This is a genomic window from Sphingomonas sp. SORGH_AS_0438 (genome assembly GCF_031453475.1).
In the GTDB taxonomy this organism is placed as follows: Bacteria; Pseudomonadota; Alphaproteobacteria; order Sphingomonadales; family Sphingomonadaceae; genus Sphingomonas.
Genome location: NZ_JAVIZS010000001.1, coordinates 1,728,218 through 1,752,581 on the forward strand (window position 1 = coordinate 1,728,218; position 24,364 = coordinate 1,752,581).

General features: G+C 67.8%; 22 protein-coding genes and 2 pseudogenes. 9 read left to right on the forward strand and 15 right to left on the reverse strand.

The window, feature by feature from the left end:
- Positions 1-109 precede the first annotated feature (109 nt).
- The 3 genes from QE452_RS07945 (at position 110) to QE452_RS07955 (ending at position 5,570) form a co-directional block, all read left to right on the forward strand.
- On the forward strand, positions 110-2,728 hold the full coding sequence (locus tag QE452_RS07945) for an EAL domain-containing protein (protein WP_309658773.1): 2,619 nt from the start codon (positions 110-112) through the stop codon (positions 2,726-2,728).
- Positions 2,729-2,802: 74 nt separating this feature from the next.
- Positions 2,803-3,201, forward strand: coding sequence for a hypothetical protein (locus tag QE452_RS07950; RefSeq protein WP_309658772.1), 399 nt, complete (start codon positions 2,803-2,805; stop codon positions 3,199-3,201).
- A 419-nt stretch (positions 3,202-3,620) separates the two neighbouring features.
- A complete protein-coding gene (locus QE452_RS07955) occupies positions 3,621-5,570 on the forward strand; it encodes a ribonucleoside-diphosphate reductase subunit alpha (protein ID WP_405052750.1) in 1,950 nt (649 codons plus the stop codon).
- Between the two features lie 254 nt (positions 5,571-5,824).
- On the opposite strand, the gene QE452_RS07960 is transcribed toward QE452_RS07955, so the two are convergent.
- Positions 5,825-6,076: a DUF2171 domain-containing protein gene (locus QE452_RS07960; protein ID WP_125995175.1), complete on the reverse strand. Its 252-nt coding sequence runs from the start codon at positions 6,074-6,076 to the stop codon at positions 5,825-5,827.
- Between the two features lie 56 nt (positions 6,077-6,132).
- On the opposite strand from QE452_RS07960, the gene QE452_RS07965 reads away from it, so the two are divergent.
- Both QE452_RS07965 and QE452_RS07970 read left to right on the forward strand, forming a co-directional pair.
- Positions 6,133-7,254 carry an acyltransferase gene (locus tag QE452_RS07965; protein ID WP_309658771.1) on the forward strand — a complete coding sequence of 374 codons (1,122 nt, stop codon included), beginning with the start codon at positions 6,133-6,135 and terminating at the stop codon, positions 7,252-7,254.
- A complete protein-coding gene (locus tag QE452_RS07970) occupies positions 7,251-7,451 on the forward strand; it encodes a hypothetical protein (RefSeq protein WP_309658770.1) in 201 nt (66 codons plus the stop codon). Before QE452_RS07965 ends, QE452_RS07970 begins: the two co-directional genes overlap by 4 nt.
- 1 nt (position 7,452) lies before the next feature.
- On the opposite strand, the gene QE452_RS07975 is transcribed toward QE452_RS07970, so the two are convergent.
- Entirely contained in the window at positions 7,453-8,487 is a 1,035-nt protein-coding gene (locus QE452_RS07975) for a hypothetical protein (RefSeq protein ID WP_309658769.1), read from the reverse strand.
- A 98-nt stretch (positions 8,488-8,585) separates the two neighbouring features.
- Between QE452_RS07975 and QE452_RS07980 the strand changes: the two genes are divergently transcribed.
- Together QE452_RS07980 and QE452_RS07985 are read left to right on the forward strand one after the other, a co-directional pair.
- A complete protein-coding gene (locus tag QE452_RS07980) occupies positions 8,586-9,647 on the forward strand; it encodes a ribonucleotide-diphosphate reductase subunit beta (RefSeq protein ID WP_309658768.1) in 1,062 nt (353 codons plus the stop codon).
- Between the two features lie 97 nt (positions 9,648-9,744).
- On the forward strand, positions 9,745-9,942 hold the full coding sequence (locus QE452_RS07985) for a hypothetical protein (RefSeq protein WP_309658767.1): 198 nt from the start codon (positions 9,745-9,747) through the stop codon (positions 9,940-9,942).
- Between the two features lie 165 nt (positions 9,943-10,107).
- On the opposite strand, the gene QE452_RS07990 is transcribed toward QE452_RS07985, so the two are convergent.
- The 3 genes and pseudogenes from QE452_RS07990 to QE452_RS08000 all read right to left on the reverse strand — a co-directional run.
- Positions 10,108-10,488 carry a hypothetical protein gene (locus tag QE452_RS07990; RefSeq protein ID WP_309729841.1) on the reverse strand — a complete coding sequence of 127 codons (381 nt, stop codon included), beginning with the start codon at positions 10,486-10,488 and terminating at the stop codon, positions 10,108-10,110.
- A 5-nt stretch (positions 10,489-10,493) separates the two neighbouring features.
- A complete protein-coding gene (locus QE452_RS07995; protein ID WP_309658765.1) occupies positions 10,494-11,111 on the reverse strand; it encodes a 2-dehydro-3-deoxy-6-phosphogalactonate aldolase in 618 nt (205 codons plus the stop codon).
- Between the two features lie 207 nt (positions 11,112-11,318).
- A pseudogene (locus QE452_RS08000) lies at positions 11,319-11,984 on the reverse strand (2-dehydro-3-deoxygalactonokinase); the annotation flags it as partial.
- 267 nt (positions 11,985-12,251) lie between these two features.
- On the opposite strand from QE452_RS08000, the gene QE452_RS08005 reads away from it, so the two are divergent.
- A complete protein-coding gene (locus tag QE452_RS08005; RefSeq protein ID WP_309658763.1) occupies positions 12,252-13,481 on the forward strand; it encodes a GGDEF domain-containing protein in 1,230 nt (409 codons plus the stop codon).
- Positions 13,482-13,590: 109 nt separating this feature from the next.
- Here QE452_RS08005 and QE452_RS08010 read toward each other — a convergent pair.
- Both QE452_RS08010 and QE452_RS08015 read right to left on the reverse strand, forming a co-directional pair.
- Positions 13,591-14,461 (reverse strand): annotated as a pseudogene (locus QE452_RS08010) (SMP-30/gluconolactonase/LRE family protein).
- A gap of 131 nt (positions 14,462-14,592) precedes the next feature.
- Positions 14,593-16,389, reverse strand: a complete 1,797-nt coding sequence (locus tag QE452_RS08015; protein WP_309658761.1) for an IlvD/Edd family dehydratase — start codon at positions 16,387-16,389, stop codon at positions 14,593-14,595.
- A 188-nt stretch (positions 16,390-16,577) separates the two neighbouring features.
- Here QE452_RS08015 and QE452_RS08020 point away from each other — a divergent pair, with 188 nt between their 5' ends.
- Positions 16,578-18,110, forward strand: coding sequence for an aldehyde dehydrogenase (NADP(+)) (locus tag QE452_RS08020; protein ID WP_309658760.1), 1,533 nt, complete (start codon positions 16,578-16,580; stop codon positions 18,108-18,110).
- A gap of 73 nt (positions 18,111-18,183) precedes the next feature.
- Here the strand turns inward: QE452_RS08020 and QE452_RS08025 are convergent, their stop codons facing one another.
- From QE452_RS08025 to QE452_RS08060, 8 genes are all read right to left on the reverse strand, one after another.
- Positions 18,184-18,384: a hypothetical protein gene (locus QE452_RS08025; RefSeq protein ID WP_309658759.1), complete on the reverse strand. Its 201-nt coding sequence runs from the start codon at positions 18,382-18,384 to the stop codon at positions 18,184-18,186.
- A gap of 94 nt (positions 18,385-18,478) precedes the next feature.
- A complete protein-coding gene (locus QE452_RS08030; protein ID WP_309658758.1) occupies positions 18,479-18,832 on the reverse strand; it encodes an iron-sulfur cluster assembly accessory protein in 354 nt (117 codons plus the stop codon).
- A complete protein-coding gene (locus tag QE452_RS08035) occupies positions 18,832-19,275 on the reverse strand; it encodes an SUF system Fe-S cluster assembly protein (protein WP_309658757.1) in 444 nt (147 codons plus the stop codon). Before QE452_RS08035 ends, QE452_RS08030 begins: the two co-directional genes overlap by 1 nt.
- A gap of 9 nt (positions 19,276-19,284) precedes the next feature.
- The gene (locus QE452_RS08040; RefSeq protein WP_309658756.1) at positions 19,285-20,508 is read right to left on the reverse strand and encodes a cysteine desulfurase; all 1,224 of its coding nucleotides are present in this window, start codon (positions 20,506-20,508) and stop codon (positions 19,285-19,287) included.
- On the reverse strand, positions 20,505-21,581 hold the full coding sequence (locus tag QE452_RS08045) for a SufD family Fe-S cluster assembly protein (protein WP_309658755.1): 1,077 nt from the start codon (positions 21,579-21,581) through the stop codon (positions 20,505-20,507). The genes QE452_RS08040 and QE452_RS08045 overlap by 4 nt, the downstream gene beginning before the upstream one ends.
- Positions 21,578-22,321 carry a Fe-S cluster assembly ATPase SufC gene (gene sufC / locus QE452_RS08050; protein ID WP_125995145.1) on the reverse strand — a complete coding sequence of 248 codons (744 nt, stop codon included), beginning with the start codon at positions 22,319-22,321 and terminating at the stop codon, positions 21,578-21,580. The genes QE452_RS08045 and sufC overlap by 4 nt, the downstream gene beginning before the upstream one ends.
- A 42-nt stretch (positions 22,322-22,363) precedes the next feature.
- Entirely contained in the window at positions 22,364-23,836 is a 1,473-nt protein-coding gene (gene sufB / locus QE452_RS08055) for a Fe-S cluster assembly protein SufB (RefSeq protein WP_125995143.1), read from the reverse strand.
- A gap of 2 nt (positions 23,837-23,838) precedes the next feature.
- Positions 23,839-24,309, reverse strand: a complete 471-nt coding sequence (locus QE452_RS08060) for an SUF system Fe-S cluster assembly regulator (RefSeq protein ID WP_309658754.1) — start codon at positions 24,307-24,309, stop codon at positions 23,839-23,841.
- Positions 24,310-24,364 lie beyond the last annotated feature (55 nt).

Here is a 24,364-nt window from a genome sequence, read left to right on the forward strand (position 1 = left end):
CGCAACGCGCCGCCGTCCTGTCCCATGTGTTCGGAACGACAGTGGAATAATTTCCCGTCAACCATCCCCGTTGCGCGGGTGATAACCAGCATCGGCCTAGCGCCGGTCCATGCGGAACCGCGCCAATGCCATCGTCCCCGATGACGACCGTCCGTCATTGGCGGTCCTGCTCGGGCTGGCCGAGGACGAGATGGAACATGGCGGCCGCCAGGTCCGGCGGCTGGCGCAGGTCGCCGCGCTCTGGCCGCTGGCGATGGCGTTCCAGGGGCTGTCGGCCGTCATGGCCAGCGTCGCGCTGATGGGATCGCTGGCGGTGCTCGGCCTGTCGGCGCTGCTGATCGTCACTTCGCTATACGCCTTCGCCATCGTCCAGATGCCTGCCTCCGCCTGGCGCTCGCATCTGCGGGCGCGCGGCGCGACCCTGCTGGCGGCGGTGATCGGCGCGGCGCTGGTGACGCTGCAATGGATGGTGGTGCACGACAGCGACGGCACGATCTCGCAGACCGCGATCGTCATGGTCACCGGCGCCCTCTCCCTGTCGGCGCTGGCCCTCTATCCGATCCGCCCAGCGATGATCGGCTATGCCGGCGGCATGGTGCTGGCGATGGCGCCGCATATGGGGCTGATGAGCACGCTGGCCGGCGTCGCGACCGTGCTGCTGATCCTGTTCACCGGCACGCTGCGCCTCGTCCGGCTCGACCGGGCGACGACGCGGGCGGACACGGTGCGCGCGATGGAGGGGGCCTTCGCCGCCAAGATGATCGCCGAGTTCGAGGACCAGGGCACCGGCTGGTTCTGGGAAGTCGATCGTGACGGGCGGATCGTCTATATCTCGGCGCGGGTGGCGGAGGCGATCGCCGGCTTCGGCCCCGCACCGCTCGGCCGGCCGCTGACCGAGGTCTTCCAGATGGACAGCGCCACGCCCGCGACCGAGCGCACCCTGGCCTTCCACCTGTCGTCGCGCACCTCCTTCTCCGACTATTCGGTCCGTGCGGCGGAGGATGACGCGGGCGAGCGCTGGTGGTCGATGTCCGGCCGGCCGGTGATCGACGAGCTGGGCCGGTTCCAGGGGTTCATCGGCTCGGGCACCGACCTGACCGAGCGGCGACGATCGGAGGCGGAGATCACCCGGCTCGCGCTGTTCGACGGGCTGACCGGCCTCGCCAACCGCCAGCGGATGCGGCTGTCGATCGACAAGACGCTGGCGCAGGCGCAGGGCGGCGGCCGTCCCAACGCGCTGTTCCTGATGGACCTCGACCGGTTCAAGGCGGTCAACGACACGCTCGGCCACCAGGCCGGCGACGATTTGTTGAAGCAGGTGGCGCAACGCCTGTCGCGCGGCGTCGGCGATGCGGGCCTGGTCGGACGACTGGGTGGCGACGAGTTCCAGGTGCTGCTGCCCGGAACGCAATGCCGCGACATGCTGGCGACGCTGGCGACCGAGCTGATCGCCGCCCTGTCCATGCCCTATCGCCTGGGCGGGACCTCGATCACCATCGGCTGTTCGATCGGCATCGCCATCGCCCCCTATGACGGCGGCGATTCGGAGACGCTGATCCGCAATGCCGATCTCGCCCTCTATGCCGCCAAAGCGGACGGCCGCGGCGTCCACCGCTTCTATGCCGAACAGATGCTGGAGGGCGCACGCAATCGCCAGGCGCTGGAGGAGGATCTGCGCCAGGCCCTGGCCAGCGGCGCGTTCCACCTCTGCTACCAGCCGGTGGTCTCGACGGTGGACGAGCGGATCGTCGGCTATGAAGCGCTGGTCCGCTGGGACCATCCTACGCGCGGGGCGGTGTCGCCGGCCGACTTCATCCCGGTCGCCGAGGAATGCGGGCTGATCGAGGCGCTGGGCGAATGGGTGCTGCGGACCGCCTGTCTGGAGGCGGCGACCTGGCCCGAGGATGTCTGCGTCGCGGTCAACGTCTCGCCGGTGCAGTTCGCCAATCCGCAGCTCCCGACCATCGTCACCAGCGCGCTGGCCCGATCCGGGCTCATCCCCGGCCGGCTGGAGCTGGAGATCACCGAGGGCGTGTTCCTGGATGACAGCCGATCGTCGGACGCGATGTTCCGTTCGCTCAAGGCGCTGGGCGTGCGGCTGTCGCTCGACGATTTCGGCACCGGCTATTCGTCGCTCGGCTATCTGCGCAACGCGCCGTTCGACAAGATCAAGATCGACCAGAGCTTCGTGCGCGGCGCCGCGCAGCCCGGCAGCCGCAACATCGCGATCATCCGCGCCATCGTCACGCTGGCGGAGACGCTGGGGATGGAGACCACGGCCGAGGGGGTGGAGGCGCAGGACGAGGTGCTGATGATCCGCGACCTGGGATGCAGCCATATCCAGGGCTATGTCTATGGCCGGCCGATGCGCTGTACCGAGGCCTTGGCGATGATGACCGCCCGCGCCGGTCAGGCGGTGGCGACCGGCGTCCGCATCACCCGAGCGGAGCGGACCAAGGTGTTCCGCCCGTCGCGGGTCGCGCTGAACGGGGTCGAGCGCGATGTCCGCATCCGCGACATCTCCTCCGGCGGCGCGATGATCGACGGGCTGACGATCGACCAGGCCGCGGTCGGTGTCGAGTTGCTGATCGAGCTGGTCGAGAATCAGATGTTCGCGGCGCGCATCCGCTGGGCGGCGGACGGCCGCGCCGGGCTCCAGTTCGCGCAGCCGCTCGACTTGCAACGCCTGTTGTCGACACCGGCCCGCCCGCTGCGCCGCGCGATCTGACTGAGCCACGATAGGTCCTTGCCGTTCCGCCGGAACGCGCCCGTCATCGCACCGTTGGCGAAGCGAAACGGAGAATGACGATGATCTACAAGACATTGGGCAAAGGCCTGGGCGTGTTCTCGCTGCTTGTGGGCGCGGCGCAATTGTTCGGCGCCAAGCGGATCGCGCGGACCCTGGATGCCGAGGGGCATGAGGGGCTGATCAAGGGGTTCGGCGCGCGTCAGCTGCTCGCCGGGGCCAGCCTGATGGCCGCGCCCGCCGCGTCCACCAATATGTGGGGCCGGGTGGCCGGCGATGCGATGGATCTGGGCGCGCTCGGTCTGGCGGCGCGGCGATCACCCCGCAATCGCGCGATCTGGGGCGCGATCGCCTGTGTCGGCGCGGTCACGCTGCTGGATATCGTCACCGCGCGCGGCCTGGATCGCACCACCGGCAAGTTCCTGCCCCGGCGCGAACGAGCGGCCGCCGCGTGATGAGTCGGGATGCCATAGCCCGTCGGCGGCCGGCATCCCGACCCTCCCCGTTCCTGAAAAATATTTGCGCCTACGACTTACCCTCTTGCGCTTGATGGAAGTGGCGGAGAAGCACGCGTCGCGATGGATTTGGCCGTTTCGAGGGTCTCTCGGCGCCACCTGTCAAGCCGATTATGCGCTTGCCTCAAACGTCGCTTTGCCACAATCAGTGGGGGCGCAGACGGTGTCGCGACCCAAGAGATGGTGTCCACAACGTCAACGCGAACCTGATTAGCAGGTAGCTTCGCTACCGATGACTTTCCTGTTCCCCCTGCCCTCCGGCGGGGCGGCGGACGACTGGCGCGTGTCCATTCGTACAGGCCTGGAGCCGGAAATGAAGGAGGTGTGCGATGGATTATAGGGATGGCCGGGACAGCGATATGACCACCGACACCATGGATTTGCTCGAAGCCGTCGCCTTGGCGACCGCCAAGGACGCCGCCGCTTCCGCCCCCGCCACGGCCGAGCCGGCGACCGAAGCCAAGGTCCCGACCGCGCTCGACAGCAAGTCGATCGCGCCCCAGCCCTATGCGCTGGACGTCGACCATAGCCGCGACTCGCTCCTGACCGACTTCGGCAAGGAGACGCTGAACGACCGCTATCTGCTGCCGGGCGAAAGCTATCAGGACCTGTTCGTCCGCGTCGCCTCCGCCTATGCCGATGATGCGGCGCATGCGCAGCGTATCTACGACTATATCTCGCGCCTGTGGTTCATGCCGGCGACGCCGGTGCTGTCCAATGGCGGCACCGGGCGCGGCCTGCCCATCTCCTGCTATCTCAACTCGGTGCCCGACAGCCTCAACGGCATCGTCGACACCTGGAACGAGAATGTCTGGCTCGCCTCGCGCGGCGGCGGCATCGGCACCTATTGGGGCCAGGTCCGCGGCATCGGCGAGCCGGTCGGCCTGAACGGCAAGACCAGCGGCATCATCCCCTTCGTCCGCGTGATGGACTCGCTGACGCTGGCGATCAGCCAGGGCTCGCTGCGGCGCGGCTCGGCCGCCTGCTATCTCGACGTCTCGCACCCGGAGATCGAGGAGTTCCTGGAAATCCGGAAGCCCTCGGGCGACTTCAACCGCAAGGCGTTGAACCTGCACCACGGCGTGCTGATCCCCGACGCCTTCATGGAAGCCGTGCGCGATGGCAGCGAATGGCATCTGAAGAGCCCGAAGACCGGCGAGGTCCGCGCCACCGTCGATGCGCGTTCGCTGTTCCAGAAGCTAGTCGAGACCCGGCTCCAGACCGGCGAGCCCTATATCGTCTTCGCCGACCATGTGAACTCGACGATGCCCAAGCATCATCGCGACCTGGGTCTCAAGGTGTCGACCTCGAACCTTTGCTCGGAAATCACGCTGCCCACCGGGCGCGACCATCTGGGCAATGACCGTACGGCGGTTTGCTGCCTGTCGTCGCTCAACCTGGAAACCTGGGACCAGTGGAAGGACGACAAGCAGTTCATCGAGGACGTGATGCGCTTCCTCGACAATGTGCTGCAGGACTATATCGACCGGCACGAGCCGGGCATGGAGCGCGCCGCCTATTCCGCGGGCCGCGAGCGGTCGGTGGGCCTGGGCGTGATGGGCTTCCACTCCTTCCTCCAGGCGCGCGGCCTGCCCTTCGAAGGGGCGATGGCCAAGTCGTGGAACCTGAAGATCTTCAAGCATATCAACGCGCAGGTGAACCAGGCGTCGATGACGCTGGCGGCCGAGCGCGGGCCCTGCCCCGATGCGGCGGATATGGGCGTGATGGAGCGCTTCTCGTGCAAGATGGCGATCGCGCCGACTGCGTCGATCTCGATCATCTGTGGCGGCACCAGCGCCTGTATCGAGCCGATCCCGGCCAATATCTATACGCACAAGACGCTGTCGGGCAGCTTCTCGATCAAGAATCCCTATCTGGAGAAGCTGTTCAACGAGAAGTCGAAGAACACCGACGCGGTATGGAATTCGATCCTGGAGCATGGCGGCTCGGTCCAGCATCTCGACTTCCTCTCGCCGGAGGAGAAGGACTGCTACAAGACCAGCTTCGAGATCGATCAGCGCTGGCTGCTCGAACTGGCTGGTGACCGCACCCCCTATATCGACCAGGCGCAGTCGCTGAACCTGTTCATCCCGGCGGATGTCGAGAAGTGGGACCTGCTGATGCTCCACTTCCGCGCCTGGGAGCTGGGCATCAAGTCGCTCTATTATCTCCGGTCCAAATCGGTGCAGCGCGCCGGGTTCGCCGGGTCGGAGGGCCAGGGTGGCGTCGAGGCGGACAACACCATCGCCACGCCGAAATTCTCGCTCGGCGAGACGACGGATTATGACGAGTGCCTCGCCTGCCAGTAACGGCGAAGGCAGAGACACTTTGGTCGGAGCGCGGAGGGAAATCCCGCGCTCCGATCTCGGGTGACGGACGGGGCAGCAACATGGGCTATGACCAGCGGCATGATGATCGCGCCGTCCCCGCCGCGCCGGGTGGGACGGGCCATATACGTCCCGATCGGGCGATGCCCATGCGGAAAGGGCGACACCGGTTGCCCGGTATCGCCCCTGTTGCGTCCGTCGCTCGTCCCGACGCCAAGCGCCGGGACGGCTCCACCTCACTCGGCGGTTTCGAACATGTCCTGCGCGTTCTGCGCGGTGGCCGACAGGCGGACCGTATCGCCCTCCACTTCGGCGACCAGGCCGATCGGCAGGTAATGGTGCTTCGCGCCCTGCCCGTCCTCGGTCGAGGGCGAGTCGTTCTTGGTCAGCTTGATCCGATCGCCCTCGACATGGTCGACCGTGCCGATATGCACGCCGTCCGCGCCGATGACTTCGGCATGTTCCTTGATCTGGGTGGCATCGACCATCTGCAATCTCCTGTGTGGGGTTCGGTGGCCAAACGCACTGAAGGCGAGATGGTGGCATGAGCGGTGATATTCCTAGTGCCGCGGTGCCCGCATCGACCCTGGACGTGCTGAATCCCGCCCGCGCGGCTGCGGGCAATCCGGAGGCGCGCAAAGTCGATCAATATCCGGCGTTTGACTGGCTGCGCTTCCTGCTGGCGTCGATCGTGCTGCTCGACCATTCGGGCGTCCACTTCCCCGGCCCCCTGGGCGGCGGGCTGGCGGTCGACGTGTTCCTGGCGCTGTCGGGGTGGCTGATCGGCGGCATCCTGCTCAAGACGCAACGCTCCGACCTGCCTCGCTTCTTCTACAACCGGTCGACGCGGATCTGGTCCCCCTATTTCGCCTGCGTGGCGCTGCTCTACGGGCTTGCGCTGGCGAAGCAGGGCCTGTCCCTCGACTGGCTGAAATATCTTTTCTACGACACCACCTTCACCCATTATACCTTCACGCGCTTCCCGCAGGCGCTGACCGAAATGCCGCTGGGCGGCACCGGCAACCATTTCTGGAGCATCTCCGTCGAGGAGCAGTTCTATCTGGTCGCGCCGTTGCTCATGATCCTGCTGCCGTTCGGGCGGAAGATATGGCCCTGGGTGATCGTCGCCGCCGTGCTGATGGCCCTGCCGTCCCGCTTTGCGCCGATCGCGCTCGGCGTATTGGCGGCCGTGATCCACCAACGCCAGCCGCTGGTGACCGGCACCTGGCCACGGCATCTGGCGCTCGGCCTGGGCGCCTGCATCACGGTGGCCCTGATGTGGCGGTGGGACGTCATGGCCCTGCATGCGATCTTCGCCGTGCTGGTCGTCCTGGCCCTCGCGATGCCTGGCCGGCGGATGCGGTTGGCGGTGTTCGCCGGCGCCATCTCCTATCCGCTCTATCTCAACCAATGGGTGGGCGGATTTGCGGTCAGTCTTCTCCTGCATCACATGGCGGACCCGGGGCCGGGCCCGACCGTCCTGCTCACCTTCCTCGCCTCGCTCGCGGTCGCGATCGCCAGCTGGTACGTCATCGACCGGCAGGTGATGGCGCGGCGCAACGACTGGTACACGCCCGCCCGGGGCCGGACGGCGATGATCGTCGCCTATTCGCTGCTGATCATCGGCCTGATCGGTGGTGGGACGATCCGGGTGATGGGCGGATGACCTGGCCCGTCGCCATCATGTACCTGGTCGCCACCCTGTTGGGCCTGCTCGGCGCGGGGCTGTTGCTGCGGCTGCGCGCGCCGCTGTCGCAGCCGAAGCTCTACGCCTTCCGGATGACCGGCATCATGGCGGTCGCCGCCGCGATCACGCTCGGCGCGTCCGCCACCGCCATGTGGCGGTGGACGGTCGTGCCATGACCTATGCGCGGGCCTGGGCGACGAAGTCGCGGATATATGTGCTCCACCGCGAGCGGTCGTACAGCGTCGCCGCCTCGGCATGGTCGATCGCCGCGGCCGCGCGCGCCGCATCGGGATCGGCGATGACGGTGCGGATCGCCTCCACCCACCCCTCGACCGAGCCGGCGGGCACCAGCGTCGTGCCGGCAAAGTCCTGGGTATATTCGTCGGTGCCGCGCGAGCGGGTGGTGACGATCGGCAGGCCCAGCATCCGCGCGCTGACCAGCGTGATATGCCCGCAGCACGTATCGGCATCGCGCAGCGGCACCAGCAGTGCCGCAGCCCGCGCAGCGATGCCCCAGCAGGTCGCATATGGTAGGTTGAAGTGCACCGTCATGTTCGCGGGCGGGTCCATCAGCAGCGGCGTCTGCCGCGCGATCACGACGAACGGCACCTGGGGCAGCGCCCGCGCCGCCGCGATCAGCATCGCGAAGTCCCGGCCCTCGCCACCCACCGCCGCCACGAACGGGCCGGACGGCAGCAGCATCGGGTGCACCGCGCCCGGCACCGGCGCCTCTTGCGTCCAGCAGAGCGGCCGGAACCGGTCGCGCGGGATCGCAAACACTTCGGCATACAGATCGGCTTCGAATCCGGTATATGTGCAGAACTGGTCGACGCTCGCCAGGCTGCGGCGGAACCGCGTCCGTGCGGCCGGCGCCGGCAGCTGGGTGAAGTTGAAGGAGAAGGCCAAATGTGGGGTGTCAATCCCGCGCAGCCGGGCGGCATCGGCCACGGCAGCGGTCATCCGGGGCAGGTGCGATACCAGCGCCGTCGCGCCGCGCGCCGCATTCGCCGCCTGCCAGGCGGCGCGGTATCGCGACACGCGCGGACGGGGCACGGCCCGCTCCAGCGCGTTCGCCGGCAGCCCCGAATATCGCGCCCATTCCAACGGGCGGTCGTCGATCGACAACAGCTCGACGAACGGCTCCCCCACCGGCGACAAATCCGCGACGTTGACGACGCGGAGGCCCGGCTTCTCCCCCCAGTACATGTCCATGAAGCAACTCTATAAGCCACGTCCGGTTTTCAGCAAGAGCACCTGGCGCAGCGCCTTCGTCTCCATTTCATACATTTGATTTCATTAAGGAACTCACCATGTCCCTTCTCGCCGCATCAAAGCAGTACAAGCCGTTCGAATACCCTTGGGCGTTCGATTTCTGGAAGCGCCAGCAGCAGCTCCACTGGCTGCCCGAAGAGGTGCCGCTGGGCGAGGATTGCCGCGACTGGGCCCAGAAACTGTCCGATCACGAGCGCAACCTGCTGACCCAGATCTTCCGCTTCTTCACCCAGGCGGATGTCGAGGTGCAGGACTGTTATCACGAGAAATATGGCCGGGTGTTCAAGCCGACCGAGATCAAGATGATGCTGACCGCCTTCAGCAACATGGAGACGGTGCACATCGCCGCCTACAGCCATCTGCTCGACACGATCGGCATGCCCGAGAGCGAATATGGCGCCTTCCTCGAATATGCGGAGATGAAGGACAAGCACGACTATCTCCAGCGCTTCGGCGTCGACAATGACGAGGATATCGCCCGCACGCTGGCGATGTTCGGCGGCTTCACCGAGGGCGTGCAGCTCTTCGCCTCCTTCGCGATGCTGATGAACTTCCCGCGCTTCAACAAGATGAAGGGCATGGGCCAGATCGTCACCTGGTCGGTGCGCGACGAGAGCCTGCATTGCGAGGGGATCATCCAGCTCTTCCACGCCTTCACCAAGGAGCGCCAGTGCCTGACGCGCGCGGTGAAGGACGACATCGCCGATGTCTGCCAGACGACGATCCGGCTGGAAGACAACTTCATCGACCTGGCGTTCGAGATGGGCCCGGTGAACGGCATGACGCCCAAAGAGATCAAGAAGTATATCCGCTACATCGCCGACTGGCGTCTGGGCCAGCTCGGCCTGAAGCCGATCTACATGATCGACGAGCATCCCCTGCCCTGGCTGACGCCGCTGCTGAACGGCGTCGAGCACGCCAACTTCTTCGAGACGCGGGCGACCGAATATTCCAAGGCGGCGACGCGCGGCCAGTGGAACGACGTCTGGGATGCGTTCGACACGCGCCAGAAGGCCAAGAGCGGCAAGCCCGCCAATGAGGATGCCTCGGTCGGCGAGATGACCGACATGTTCGGCTCGTCCGGCGTCGCAGCGGAGTAACATCCGGCGGATCGGGCGCGCGGCGGGGTGATCGCCGCGTGTCCGATCCCGGCTTCGTCAAGATCTTGGCAAGGATCGCAGGCGCATAGCGGGGGCCATGCTCCCCTCGCCCCGCATCTTCCGCAGCCGCTGGTTCGCCCTGCTATGGGCGGCGGGGATCGTCTGGATGGCGGTGGATGTCGCCGGCTCTGCCTCCGGTGACGGAGCGACGCCGGGCCAGGCCGGCGTGACGGATGCGACGGGGCAGCCGGTCAACGCCGCCGACCTGGCGGCGCTGGCCAATGCCTTGCCGTAACATGCGCTGAGGCCGACCGAACGTACCGGCTAGAGCGAGTTGTCCCAAGCCGTCATTGCGAGCGCAGCGAAGCAATCCATGGCCGCGCGCGTGACGCCCTCGATTGCTTCGCTGCGCTCGCAATGACGATCCCACGTCAAGGTCGTGCCATTGGGCGATAGAAGCCTACCGCCCCGGCAGGCGGTCCAGCGCGATACCGGCCAGATTCTGCGCACGCTTGACCTGCCGCAGCGCCGGCCTCGGTCCATTCGCTACCAGCGTTCGCCATTCCGCCAGATGCGCCGCGTGATCGCCTCGCGCCGGCACCCGGCCACGCGCCTGGGCGATCACCGCCGCCGAGTCGCCGACCAGCACCGCCGGCTCGCCAAGCGACAGCGCCCAATGCGTGGCGGCGAGCAGGGCCAGCCATTCGGCGGTCATGCTGGTGCCCGGCCCCAGGCCCTGCCGCACGCGACGCTCGCCGCGACAGACCAGCGCATATTCCATGCCTTCCGGGCGCAGGCCGCCATCGAAGAAGATCTTCACCCGCTCGCCCGGTCGCGTCACCCGGATCAGCCGAGCGCCGCCACGAAGGCGCGCGCGGCCGCCCCGACCTCGGCCGCCGTCATGCCGGGCTTGTACAGGGCCGATCCCAGTCCGAAGCCGTCCGCCCCCACCGCGCGCCACGGCGCCATGGTGTCGGGCGCGACGCCGCCCACCACCAGCACCGGCACGGATCGCGGCAGCACCGCGCGCTGCGCCTTCAGCACGGCCGGCGCGGCGGCCTCGGCCGGGAAGAGTTTGAGCGCACTGGCCCCCGCCTTGAGCGCGGCAAAGGCCTCGGACGGGGTGAAATAGCCGGGCAGCGACGCCATGCCCGCCGCCGCCGTCGCCGCGATCATATCGACATCGGTGTTCGGCGAGATGACCATCCGGCCGCCCGCATCACGCACCCGGCCGACCGTCTCGACGTCCAGCACGGTGCCCGCGCCGATCATCGCCACGTCGCCGAACCGCCGGGCGAGGCGCGCGACGCTGTCGAGCGGCTCGGGCGAGTTCATCGGCACCTCGATCAGCGTGAAGCCGGCAGCGATCAGTTCCTCGCCGACCGGCTCGACCTCATCGGGGCGGACGCCGCGCAGGATCGCCACCAGGGGGCAGCGGGCGAAATAAGAGGCGAAGTCATTCATGGCAGGAAACTCCCGAGGCGGGTGATCCCCGCGATGAAGGCGGCATGGCTGTCCACCACCACCGCCGTGCCGCCGCACATCCGGATTGCGGTGGCATAGAGGCCGCCCAGCACCGGGTCGGCCAGAACATGGACGGTCGCGCCCGGCGTCTCGGCGAGGCGCGGCGGCGACATCCGCGCCGATCAGCAGGCCGCTGGCATAGGAGGGCGCATCGCGATCGTCGCGCAGGCCGAGCAGCTTGGCGGTGCGGATGCCGAACAGGGCGGCGGGCAGGTCGCGTCCGCGCCCCTCCGCCACGCCCGCCTCGAACGCCGCGCCGGCCACCACCTCGCCCATCAGCTGCGCGGCGAGGATGCCACCGCCGCGCAACAGGGCGAACAGCTCGCCGGTCATCGCGGTGACGAAACCATCGACCCGGCCGTCCCGCATCGTCGCCCATTTGCAATGCGTGCCCGGCTGGCAAAGCAGAGCGTCGCCCGGCGTCAGCCCGGCCGCGACCGCGCCCAGCAGTTGCACCTCCTCGCCGCGCATCACATCGCCACGGCCGCCGGCCACGGTCGACAAGCCCGGCACGATCACCGTGCGGGCGTCGACCGCCAGCCAATGGGCGGCCAGTTCCTCCAGACCGGCGGGAGCGGGCACATAGGCCGCCTCGCGCCAGCCGATGGTCGAGCCGACCATGCCGGCCAGCAGCATCGGATGATCGCCCAACCGCGCGCGCAGCCCCGCCACTTCCGCGTCCCAGCCCTCGGCCGGCACCGCGGTGACGCCTTGTCCGTCGCGCTCCTGCGCGGTGACGACGCCGTCCTCGATCCGCCAAGCGCGCCGGTTGGTCGTCCCCCAATCGACGGCGATGAACGGTCCGCTGGTCATGGTCCGGGTGCTTCCTCTCTTACCAAGAGGCCGTTTAGACCGCGCCGATGGCGAGCGCCATGGCGACCGTGCCGATTTATACGATCAATGACCGCATGCCGGCGATCGGTCATCCTGCGCGGTTCGGAGCGCATCCTTCCCCAACGCCTGTCGAAATGACGCCATCCTCGGCTCCATAAGAAAGCCGGTGCCACAGCATGTTAACCTAACATATTCACATGCTATAGGATAAATCAAACCTATAAACAAATGTCCGACGGCGGAAAGATGAAAGTGCGCGCAATCCTGCGGTTGGACGAACCCGAGCCGGTCTATCGGGAGCTTGTCGAGGGGCTGGCCGCCAATGTCACGCCCATGATCATCCTGTGCGGGCTGATCCTGTCGACCGGCGCTTACATCCTGTCGCTCATCCCCGACCGGGTCATGCTGGCCGCCACCGTTACCGGCGTGGCCGCGTCGCTGGTCAGGATCGCGATGATCCTGCATCACCAGCGCCATCGCTTGGCCTATCGCAATGCGTCCCTCGCCATCGTGCGCCGGGTCGAAGCATTCCATGCGGTGACGGCGGTCGCCGTGGGCCTGTCGCTAGGTTTCTATTCGGCGGTGCTCTTCGACTTGCCGAAGGTCGCGTTCGACCTGGTGCCGGTCTGCCTCGCCTATGGTTATGCGGCGGGCGTGGTCTCACGCGTGTCGATCCGGCCCTTCATCGCGATCTCCACCATCATGAGCGTCGGCATTCCGAGCGCCGCGGCCCTGGCGCTTCTCGACACGGATTATCGTCTCGTCGCGGCGGTCTATATCGTTTTCCTGTTCGCGGGGCTTCAGAGCATCGCCTTCGTCTATGAAACGGCGCGGCGGGCGGTCATCTTGCGGCTCGAAATGGAAACGCTCGCCCGCGAAGACCCGCTGACCGGCCTGCTCAACCGCTTCGGCCTGCGCGAGGCGTTCGAGACGATGCTCGCGAAAGAGGATGCGGAGGGCGATCGCACGATCACGGTCCATGCCTTCGACCTGGACGGCTTCAAGTCGATCAACGACGCGTATGGGCATCTGGCGGGCGACCGGCTGCTCGCGCTCCTGGCGAAGCGCATCCAGGCCACGGTCCCGGCGGACACGGTCGCCGCCCGCATCGGCGGCGACGAGTTCCTCCTGCTTCAACCGGCGGGCGGCGACGCGGCCATGCACCTAGCCCAGGCCATCCATCATGCCCTGACCCGGCCCTGCGACATCGATTGCGGCCCCCCGGTCAGCGTCGGCCTCAGTCTCGGCTATGCGACCGGCATTCTGTCACCCACCGCGCTCGACGAGCTGAGCCAGCGTGCCGATGCCCAGTCCTATGCGGTCAAGCGGGCGGGTGGCGGCATCCGCGCCCATGTCGCGCGTGCCGAACCGACACCGCCCCAGCCCATCAGTGACATGGTAGCGATAGCCTGCCCTTCCCCGATCGCCGCCAAAGCCGAACCCGCCCTGCCGTCCGGCCTGACGGAGGTGATCTGACCGGATCACAGACGGGCACATGAGATTATAAAAACATGGGCTCCCGCCTCCGCAGGAGCCCGGCGGGAGAAGCAATTCGCAATCGCGATCGACGACACCGCCCCCCGGATCAGCCCTCGATCACGGCCAGCGGCAGGACGCGACCGGGCACGTCCACATCGAAGGCGAACAGGCTGCCGGCCTCGGGCTGGTCCGCGCGATCCTCGTCGGACAGGCCCTTGCTCGCGCTGGTCGCGAAGCCGGTGCGCAGGTCGCCGCCGCCGAACGCCACCTTGGTGATGTTGGCGACCGGGAAAACGCACAATCCGGTCCAGCGTCCCGTCCGGCGCGTAGCGGCGCGCCGACCAGCCACCCCATAGGCCGACCCAGACGCCCCCCTCCGCATCGACGGTCACGCCGTCGGGATAGCCGTCCGCCGCATCGATCGTCGCGAACAGGCGCGGCGTGCCGGTGGTCGCGCCATCGACCGGGACCGCGTGGATCGTGTGGCCCAGCGTATCGACATGATAGAGCGTACCGCCATCCGGCGACACCGCCGGACCGTTGGTGATGACGACCGGCGGGATGGTGCTGGTCGTCAGCGTGCCGGCATGGAAGCGATGGACCTGCCCGGTCACGTCGGTCTCGCCATCGTCCATCGAGCCGAACCACACCGCGCCGTCCGCCGCGACGGTGGCGTCGTTCAGGCGGTTGCCCGGCCGGTCCGGCTCCACCGCCGTCAGCAGCGTGAACGCCCCGCTCTCGGGATCGAAGCGGTGCAGGCCGGTCTGCAAACCCGCCAAAAAGCCGCCATCCGCCGCCGGCAGCACCCAGCCGACCTGGCTCGGCGCGTCGAAGCTGCGCATCTCGCCGCTAACGGGGTCGAAGCGATGGACCCGGTGCTGCTTGATATCGACGAACCACAGCGCGGCGTCGCGCGCATCCCAGACCGGCCCCTCGCCCAGCGTCGCACCCAGCGACCAGACATTGCGCACCGTCATCCTGTCCTCATCCTCTCGACCGCCTTGCATGTCACGGCCTGTACAGCCTCTTCCGATTTCCCGCGAGAGACGGAACCCCGGATTGCGGACGGCGGCGCTCGCGATGCGAGCCGCCACCGTCCGTTTGCGCCTTAATGATTGTCGCGCGGCAGGCCCATGGTCTGGGCGATGCGCTGGTACTTCTCCGCGCCCTCCAGGATCGCGCCGGTGTTCATCTGGCCGACAACCGATCGCTGAATTTCCTGCCACGGGGTCTGGGAGGCCGGATAGGCATAGCCGCCCGCCGCCTCCAGCGCCGCCCGGCGCTCGGCCAGTTCCGCATCGGGGATCAGGACGTTGGCGGTGCCGGCACGCAGGTCGATGCGCACCCGGTCGCCGGTCTTGAGCAGCGCCAAGCCGCCCATCGCCGCCGCTTCCGGGCTCGCATTCAGGATCGAGGGCGATCCGCTGGTGCCCGACTGGCGGCCGTCGCCGATGCAGGGCAGCGCATGGACACCCTCGGTGATGAGATATGCCGGCGGCCGCATGTTCACGACCTCCGCCGCGCCCGGATAGCCGATCGGTCCGGCGCCGCGCATGAACATCAGCGTCTCCGGCGTGATGCCGACCGACGGATCGTCGATGCGCGCGTGATAATCCTCCGGCCCGTCGAACACGACCGCCGGCCCCTCGAACGCCTCGGGGTCGTTGGGGTCGCTCAGATAGCGGTCGCGGAACTCGGGGCCGATCACGCTGGTCTTCATCACCGCCGCGTCGAACAGATTGCCCGACAGAACGATGAAGCCGGCATCCTCCTTCAGCGGCGTGTCATAGGGACGGATGACCTTCTCGTCCTCGATGTCGACGCCGCGGCAATTGTCGCCCATGGTGCGGCCGTTGACGGTCAGCGCATCCTCATGGATCAGGCCGTGCTGCATCAACTGGCTGACCACCGCCGGCACGCCGCCCGCACGGTAGAAGTCCTCGCCCAGATATTCGCCGGCCGGCTGCAGGTTGACGAGCAGCGGCACCTTGTGCCCCTCGGTCTCCCAATCCTTGATCGGCAGGTCGACGCCGATATGGCGCGCGATCGCCGCGAGGTGGATCGGCGCGTTGGTCGAGCCGCCGATCGCGGAGTTGACGCGGATCGCATTGTGGAAGGCCGGCTTGGTCAGGATGTCGGACGGCTTCAGATCCTCCGCCACCATCTCGACGATGCGCTTGCCGGTCAGATAGGAAATCTCCTGGCGGTCGCGATAGGGCGCCGGGATCGCCGCCGAACCGGGCAACTGCATCCCCAGCGCCTCGGCCAGCGAGTTCATCGTCGTCGCCGTGCCCATGGTGTTGCAATAGCCGGTCGAGGGCGCGGAGCTGGCGACCAGGCGGATGAACTCCGCATCGTCGATCTCGCCCGCCGCCAGCATCTGGCGCGCCTTCCACACGATGGTGCCCGAGCCGGTCCGCTCGCCCTTGTGCCAGCCGTTCAGCATGGGCCCGACCGACAGCGCGATCGTCGGGATGTTGACCGTCGCCGCCGCCATCAGACAGGCCGGGGTCGTCTTGTCGCAACCGATCGTCAGAACCACGCCGTCGAGCGGATAGCCGTAGAGCGTCTCGACCAGGCCCAGATAGGCCAGGTTGCGGTCCAGGCCGGCGGTCGGGCGCTTGCCGGTCTCCTGGATCGGATGGACCGGGAATTCCAGCACGATGCCGCCCGCCTCGCGCACGCCCTCGCGCACCCGCTCGGCCAACACCAGATGGTGGCGGTTGCAGGGACTCAGGTCGCTGCCGGTCTGGGCGATGCCGATGATCGGCTTGCCCGACCGCAGCTCGTCCAGCGACAGGCCGAAGTTCAGGTACCGCTCCAGGTACAGCGCCGTCATGTCGATATTGGCGGGATTGTCGAACCACGCACGGGAACGAAGCCGGGGAGCGGGCGTGTCGGTCATAAGCCTGTCAGGTCCAATAAGCGCCGGGGGCGTGGAAGATGGTGTAATCTATAGTCCGACAATTATATGACAGACAAGCCGGTTTACGGTCGTATCCCGGTTTCGTAGAGCCAGCCGGTTCCGAGACGACATGCCTGTCGCCCCGGCCCCCGGACGCCCGGCATCAGTCGGAGTTATTGGAGATTCCCATGAGCGATTCCGCCACCCCCTTCCATTCGATCGATGCCGTCACCGGCGCGACCGTCGGCGATCCCATCGCGGTCCATGGCCTGGCCGATGTCGAATCGGCGGCGGCCGCCGCCGAGGCGGCGTTCGACGCCTATCGCGCCACCAGCCGCGAAGCGCGCGCCGCCTTCCTTGACCGGATCGGCGAGGAGATCGTCGCGATCGGCGACACGCTGATCGAGACGGCGATGCGCGAGAGCGGCCTGCCCCGCGCCCGGCTGGAGGGTGAGCGGGGCCGCACGGTCGGCCAGCTCAAGCTGTTCGCGACCGTGTTGCGCGACGGCGCCTATCTCGACCTGCGCGTCGATCCGGCGCTGCCCGATCGCCAGCCCCTGCCCCGCCCCGACCTGCGCCTGCGCAAGGTGCCGGTCGGCCCGGTCGCGGTGTTCGGCGCGTCCAACTTCCCGCTCGCCTTCTCGACCGCCGGCGGCGACACGGCGTCGGCGCTCGCCGCCGGCTGCCCGGTGGTGGTGAAGGGCCATCCCGCGCATCCGCAGACCGGCGCGCTGGTCGCCGGTGCGATCGCCCGCGCGGTCGAGGCGTCCGGCCTGCCGGCCGGCGTGTTCGGCCATCTGGTCGGTCCCGGCAACGATCTGGGCGCGGCGCTGGTCCGCGATCCGCGCATCCAGGCGGTCGGCTTCACCGGCTCGCGCGCCGGTGGCCTCGCGCTCGTCACCCTGGCCCAGGCGCGCGAGGTGCCGATCCCGGTCTATGCCGAGATGTCGAGCATCAACCCGGTCGTGCTGCTGCCCCATGCGCTGGCGGCGCGCGGCGCGGCATTGGGCACCGCGTTCGTCGGCTCGCTGACCATGGGGGCGGGCCAGTTCTGCACCAATCCCGGCCTGCTGCTCGCGATCGAGGGCGAGGGGCTCGATGCGTTCGTCGAGGCGGCGCGCACCGCGCTGACCGACGCGCCGGCCGCGACCATGCTGACCCAGGGCATCCACGCCGCCTATTCGCGCGGCGCCGAGGCGCTGGCCGGCCATAATGCGGTCGAGACGATCGCACGCGGCAAGGTCGGCGAAGGCGTGGCCCAGGGCCAGGCCAGCTTCTTCGCCACCACGGCGGAGGCGTTCCTGGCCGATGCGGCGCTGGGTCACGAGGTGTTCGGCGCATCCTCACTGCTGGTCCGCTGCCGCGATGAGGACGAGGTGATGGCCGTGCTGCGCGCCGCCGAGGGCCAGCTGACCGCGACGCTCCACATGGACGAGGCGGATATGGACCTCGCCGCTAAGCTGGTGCCGCTGCTGGAGCGCAAGGCCGGCCGCATCCTGGCCAATGGCTGGCCGACCGGTGTCGAGGTCGCCCATGCGATGGTGCATGGCGGTCCCTTCCCCGCCACGTCGGATGGTCGCACCACTTCGGTCGGCAGCATGGCGATCGACCGCTTCGTGCGGCCGGTCAGCTACCAGAACCTCGCGCCGGCCCTGCTGCCCGAGGATCTGCGCGACGGTGCGACCGGCGCCCCGCGCCTGCTCGACGGCAAGCGCGCCTGATCGAAGCATGCCGCCCCGGTCGCCCGGCGTTCCCGCCGTGGCGATCGGGGTGGTCGTACAGCCCGATGCTGGCTTAGCCGCGGGGTTGCAGCGGCGGCTTGCCTCCCGATGCGGGCGTCTGCTGCGAAGGAATGGCATGTTCCTTCAGCTTGGTGCGGCCGCTGATCACCTCGGCCGTGATGGCCACCACCCAAGCGAAGGCGAACACCGCCGCAGCGATGAGGAAGACGCGCAACAAGCGGCGCTGGCGGTCGGGCGGGACATTCTCGGTCATGCCACCCATACGCATGGGCGGCGGCTTATGTGCCTCGACCGGGAGCTGCCTTCATCCAGATCAGTGAACCGCCAGGTCAGCTAACCGATCGAGTTCAGACGGTGAAGCTCTCGCCGCACCCGCACGCGCCCTTAGCGTTGGGGTTGTTGAACACGAAACCGGCGGTGAAATCATCCTCCACCCAGTCCATGGTCGATCCGATCAGATAAAGGATCGATCCGCCATCGACGAACAGCGTGCCGCCCGGCGTATCGATGCGCTCGTCGAACGGCTTGGCCTCGGTGACATAGTCGACCGAATAGGCCAGGCCCGAACAGCCGCGACGCGGGGTCGACAGCTTGACGCCGACCGCGCCCTCCGGCGCCTTGGTCATCAGCGCGGCGATGCGCGCCTCGGCGGTGGCGGTCAGGAGGAGCGCGGCGGGGCGCGGACGCAGGGTGGTGGCCATCACAGCATCCCCAGTTCGAGCTTGGCATCGTCCGACATCTTCTGCGGGTCCCAGGGCGGGTCCCAGACCAGATTGACATCGGCGGTGGCGATCCCCGGCACGGCGGAGACGCGCAACTCCACCTCGGCCGGCATCGACTCCGCGACCGGGCAATGCGGCGTGGTCAGCGTCATCGTGACCACGGCATGGCCGCCGTCGGTCACCTCGACGCCGTAGATCAGGCCCAGATCATAGATGTTGACGGGGATTTCCGGGTCGAAAATCTCCTTCAACGCCGTGATCACGCCCTCATAGAGCGCGCCGCCCGGCTCGCCCGGGGCGTCCCCCTGCGGCTTCTGCGCCAGGAACCCGGCGAGATAGTCGCGCTCGCGCGGGGCATCCTCGACCCGCGCCTTGGGCGGGGAAGCCACGCCCTCCACCTCTTCGACCGAAAAGTCGCTCATGCTCATATCCTAGCCAAAAATCCGCGCGACGCGGGCGATGCCGGCGACCAGCGCCTCGACATCGCGCGGACCATTATACACCCCGAAGCTGGCCCGCGCCGTCGCCTCCACGCCCAGCACTTCCATCAGCGGCTGCGCGCAGTGATGGCCGGCGCGGATCGCCACCTGTGCCTCGTCCAAGATGGTGCCGATGTCGTGCGGATGCACCCCCTGCATCGCGAAGCTGACGATCCCGGCACTGTCCTCCGGCCCGAACAAGCGGATGCCGGGGATCGCAGCCAGGGCCGTGCGTGCCTGGGTCACCAGCGCCGTCTCATGCGCGTGGATGCGAGGCAGGCCAATCGACTCGACATAGTCGATCGCGGCGTGCAGCCCCAGCGCGCCGACGATATGCGGCGTCCCCGCCTCGAACCGTCCGGGCGGGGCGGCATAGGTGGTACGCTGGAAGCTGACCTTGTCGATCATCGACCCGCCACCCTGCCAGGGCGGCATGGCATCCAGCAACTCCGGCTTGCCCCACAAGACGCCGATCCCGGTCGGACCATAGAGCTTGTGACCGGAGAAGACATAGAAGTCGCAGCCGAGCGCGGTCACGTCGACCGGCAGGCGCGGCACCGCTTGGCAACCGTCGATCAGGATCTTCGCACCGACGCCGTGCGCCAGCGCGACCGCCCGCTCCACGTCCAGCACCGAGCCGAGCACGTTCGAGACATGGGCGAACGCGACCAGCTTGTGCGCCGGGGTCAGCATCGCCGCCGCCGCGTCCAGGTCGATGCGACCGTCCGCCGTCAGCGGCACCACATCGATCGCCGCGCCGACCCGCTCCGCGACCATCTGCCACGGTACGATGTTGCTGTGATGCTCCAGCATCGACAGGAGGATGCGGTCGCCGGCCTTGAGCTGGGTTCCCGCCCAGCATTGCGCGACCAGGTTGATCCCCTCGGTCGCACCGCGCACGAACATACATTCGTCCGCCGAGCCCGCACCGATGAACTCGGCCACGCGCCGCCGCGCCGCCTCATAGGCCAACGTCATTTCCGCCGAGCGCTGATAGACGCCGCGATGCACGGTGGCATAGGTCTCGCCATAGGCGGCGGTGATCGCATCGACCACGGCCTGCGGCTTCTGCGCCGTGGCGGCGGTGTCGAGATAGGCCCAGCCACCAGGAATCGCCGGGAAGTCGGCGACCGTATCGAGCGGCGCACTGGCCGCGGGGGCGGTCAGCACGCTCATAGTGCCGCCGCCAGCCAGGCATCGGCATCCGCGGCGAATGCCTCGCGTACCACCGCATTGCCGATCCGGTCGAGCGCATCCGCGACGAAGGCGCGGGTCAGCAGCGCTTGCGCCCGCGCGCGCGGGATGCCCCGGCTCTGCATGTAGAACAGCGCGCGCGCATCCAGCTCGCCGACCGTCGCGCCATGCGCGCACTTCACGTCGTCGGCGAAGATCTCCAGCTCGGGCTTGAGATTGACGGTGGCGGTACGCTTGAGCAGCAGGCCGCGCAGCGATTGCTCGCCATCGGTCTTCTGCGCATGACGCGCCACCTCGACCCGCGCCGCCAGGCTGGCGGTGGATCGATCGGCCGCGACCGCGCGCCACAACTGGTGCGACTGGCCGTTCGGCTCGGCATGGCGGACGGCGACGGCGCATTCCTGCCGCTGCTCGCCGGCGGTCAGCAGGGCGCCGCCATATTCGGCGAACGCCCCCTCCCCGGCCACGATCGTCGCGTCGATGCGGGTGCCCGCTGCACCCGCGCCCAGGAAGCTGGTGACGAGGCTCGCGCCCTGGCCCAGCGTCGCATCCTCGCGCAGCGAGGTGAAGCCGCCCGCCTGGATCAGCCGCACCGCGCGCATCAGCCGCGCCGCCTTGCCCAGCGTCACCGACAGGCCGCGATTGGCCCAGCCCGCGCCGACATAGGTTTCCACCACCTGCGCGGTGGCGTCATCGGCCAGCCGGATCGCGCCGGCGAAATGGTTGCTGCCACCGGTCGAGACATGGACGATCTGCACCGGATGCGCGGCGCCATCCTCGGCCAGGTCCAGCACCCAGCCGGGGCCGGCGGTGCGGCGGCCGAGCGCATGTTCCGCCGCCTCGACATGGCCCAGCGTCACCCGGTGCAGGTCGCTCGCCGCCTGGTCGACCACGCCGTCGCGCACCACGATGCGCGCGCCGGGCAGGTCAAGGAAATAGGCGGCCGCATCGACCGGCGCATCGGACCAGGGCATCGCGGCCGCCGCCGCGATCGCCTCAGGATCGGACCAGCGCCACGATTCCTCGCGGACTGAAGGCAGTTCGAGCACGCTCACGCCGCCACCTGACCATAGCCCTCGCGCTCCAGCTCATGCGCGAGTTCGGGGCCGCCGGTGCGGACAATGCGTCCGTCGGCCAGCACATGCACCACATCGGGGCGGACATAGTCTAGCAGCCGCTGGTAATGGGTGATCAGCAGCACCGCCTTGGTCGGCTGGCGCATGATGCGGTTGATGCCGTCGCCGACGATGCGCAGCGCATCGATGTCGAGGCCGCTGTCCGTCTCGTCGAGGATCGCGAACTTGGGATCGATGATGCCCATCTGCACCATCTCGTTGCGCTTCTTCTCGCCGCCCGAAAAGCCGACATTGACCGGACGCTTGAGCATGTCGTGGTCGAGGCCAAGGGCATCCGCCTGCGCCCGCGCGACCTTCAGGAACTCGGCACCCGACAAGGGCGCCTCGCCCCGCGTCGCGCGCTGCGCGTTCAGGCTCTCGCGCAGGAACTGCACGTTCGACACGCCGGGGATCTCGACCGGATATTGGAAGCCGAGGAACACGCCGGCGGCGGCGCGCTCGTGCGGCTCCATGTCCAGCAGGTTCTCGCCATCGAAGCTGATCGAGCCCTGGGTCACCTCGTAACCGGGCCGGCCGCCCAGCACATAGCCGAGCGTCGACTTGCCCGCGCCATTCGGTCCCATGATCGCATGAACTTCGCCCGCGTTCACCGACAGCGTCAGGCCCTTGAGGATCGGCTTGCCGTCGATCTCGGCGTGGAGGTTTTCAATCTTCAGCATCATTCATCCTTCAGGCGCCTCCCCGCCGGGGAGGCGCGAATATCAACCGACCGAACCTTCGAGCGAAATCCCGAGCAGCTTCTGCGCCTCGACCGCGAATTCCATCGGCAGCTGCTTCAGCACCTCGCGCGCGAAGCCGTTGACGATCAGAGCGACCGCCGCTTCCTGGTCCAGCCCGCGCGACATGGCATAGAAGAGCTGGTCCTCGCTGATCTTGCTGGTCGTCGCCTCATGCTCGATCTGCGCGCTGGGGTTCTTCACCTCGATATAGGGCACGGTATGCGCGCCGCACTGGTCCGACAGCAACAGGCTGTCGCACTGGGTGAAGTTGCGGACATTCTCGGCGGTCGGCCCGACCCGGACCAGCCCGCGATAGGTATTGTCCGACCGGCCCGCGCTGATCCCCTTCGACACGATGGTCGAGCGGGTGTTCTTGCCCAGATGGATCATCTTGGTGCCGGTATCGGCCTGCTGGCGATTATTGGTCACCGCCACCGAGTAGAACTCGCCGACCGAACCGTCGCCCGCCAGCACGCAGGACGGATATTTCCAGGTGATCGCCGAACCGGTCTCCACCTGCGTCCACGACACCTTGCTGTTCCGGCCCTGGCACAGAGCGCGCTTGGTCACGAAATTGTAGATGCCGCCGACGCCATTCTCGTCGCCCGGATACCAGTTCTGGACGGTCGAATATTTGATCTCGGCATCGTCCAGCGCGACCAGCTCGACGACCGCCGCGTGCAGCTGGTTCTCGTCGCGCATCGGCGCGGTGCAGCCCTCCAGATAGGAGACGTAGGAGCCTTTGTCGGCGACGATCAGCGTGCGTTCAAACTGGCCCGTATTCTCCGCATTGATGCGGAAATAGGTCGACAGCTCCATCGGACAGCGCACGCCCTCCGGCACATAGACGAAGGTGCCGTCGGAGAAGACCGCGCTGTTCAGCGTCGCGAAGTAATTGTCGCGCTGCGGCACGACCTTGCCCAGCCACTTGCGGACCAGATCGGGATATTCGCGGATCGCCTCGCTGATCGAGCGGAAGATGACGCCGGCCGCCTCCAGTTCCTTGCGGAAGGTGGTCGCGACCGAGACGCTGTCGAACACCGCGTCGACGGCGACGCGACGCGGCGGCTCCGCACCCTCGACATTGGCGAGCAGCTTCTGCTCCTCGATCGGGATGCCCAGCTTCTCATAGGTCCGCCGGATCTCGGGATCGAGTTCGTCGAGCGACTTGATCGTCGCCTTGGCCTTGGGCTCGGCGTAGTAATAGGCGTCCTGATAGTCGATCGGCGGCACGTTCAGCTTCGACCAGTCCGGCGCTTCCATCGTCTGCCACAGGCGGAACGCCTTCAGCCGCCAGTCGAGCATCCATTGCGGCTCGTTCTTCTTGGCAGAGATATAGCGGACGGTGTCTTCGCTCAGCCCCTTGGGCGCGAAGTCCTGCTCGATATCGGTGGCGAAGCCCCACTCATACTTCTTGGATACGGCCGCATGGGCCTCTGCGTTCTTGGTCGCCATGATTACTCCTGAGCCCCGGCCAAGGCCGGCGCGCGGCTTGCAACAGTCCTGGGGGCGGTATGGGTTGCGGGTTCGACGGAAAGCTGGGCGAGCGACACGCCGGCCAGTGCGCCACGAACGGCGGTGTTGACCACCGTCCAGTGCGGACGGACGCGGCAACTGCCCTCGATCGCGCAATCATGCCGGCTTTCCTCGACACAGGCGGTGAGCGCGATCGGCCCCTCGACCGCCTCGATCACGTCCGCCAGGCTGATCGCCGCCGGCGGCCGCGCGAGGCGGAAGCCGCCACCGGTGCCGCGCGTGCTTTCCAGCAGCCCGGCCGACGACAATCGGCTGACCAACTTCTGCGCGGTCGGCAGCGGCACGCCCGTCTCCTCGGCGAGCAGCGTCGCGTTCAGTCGGGCGCCGCCGCAGTGGCGTGCGGCGGCCGACATCATCACGACGGCATAATCGGAGAGAGAGGACAGGCGCATAAAGAGCTAATCAGACCATCTTGTTCCGATTAGGCAAATGGTGCAGCGCACCGCC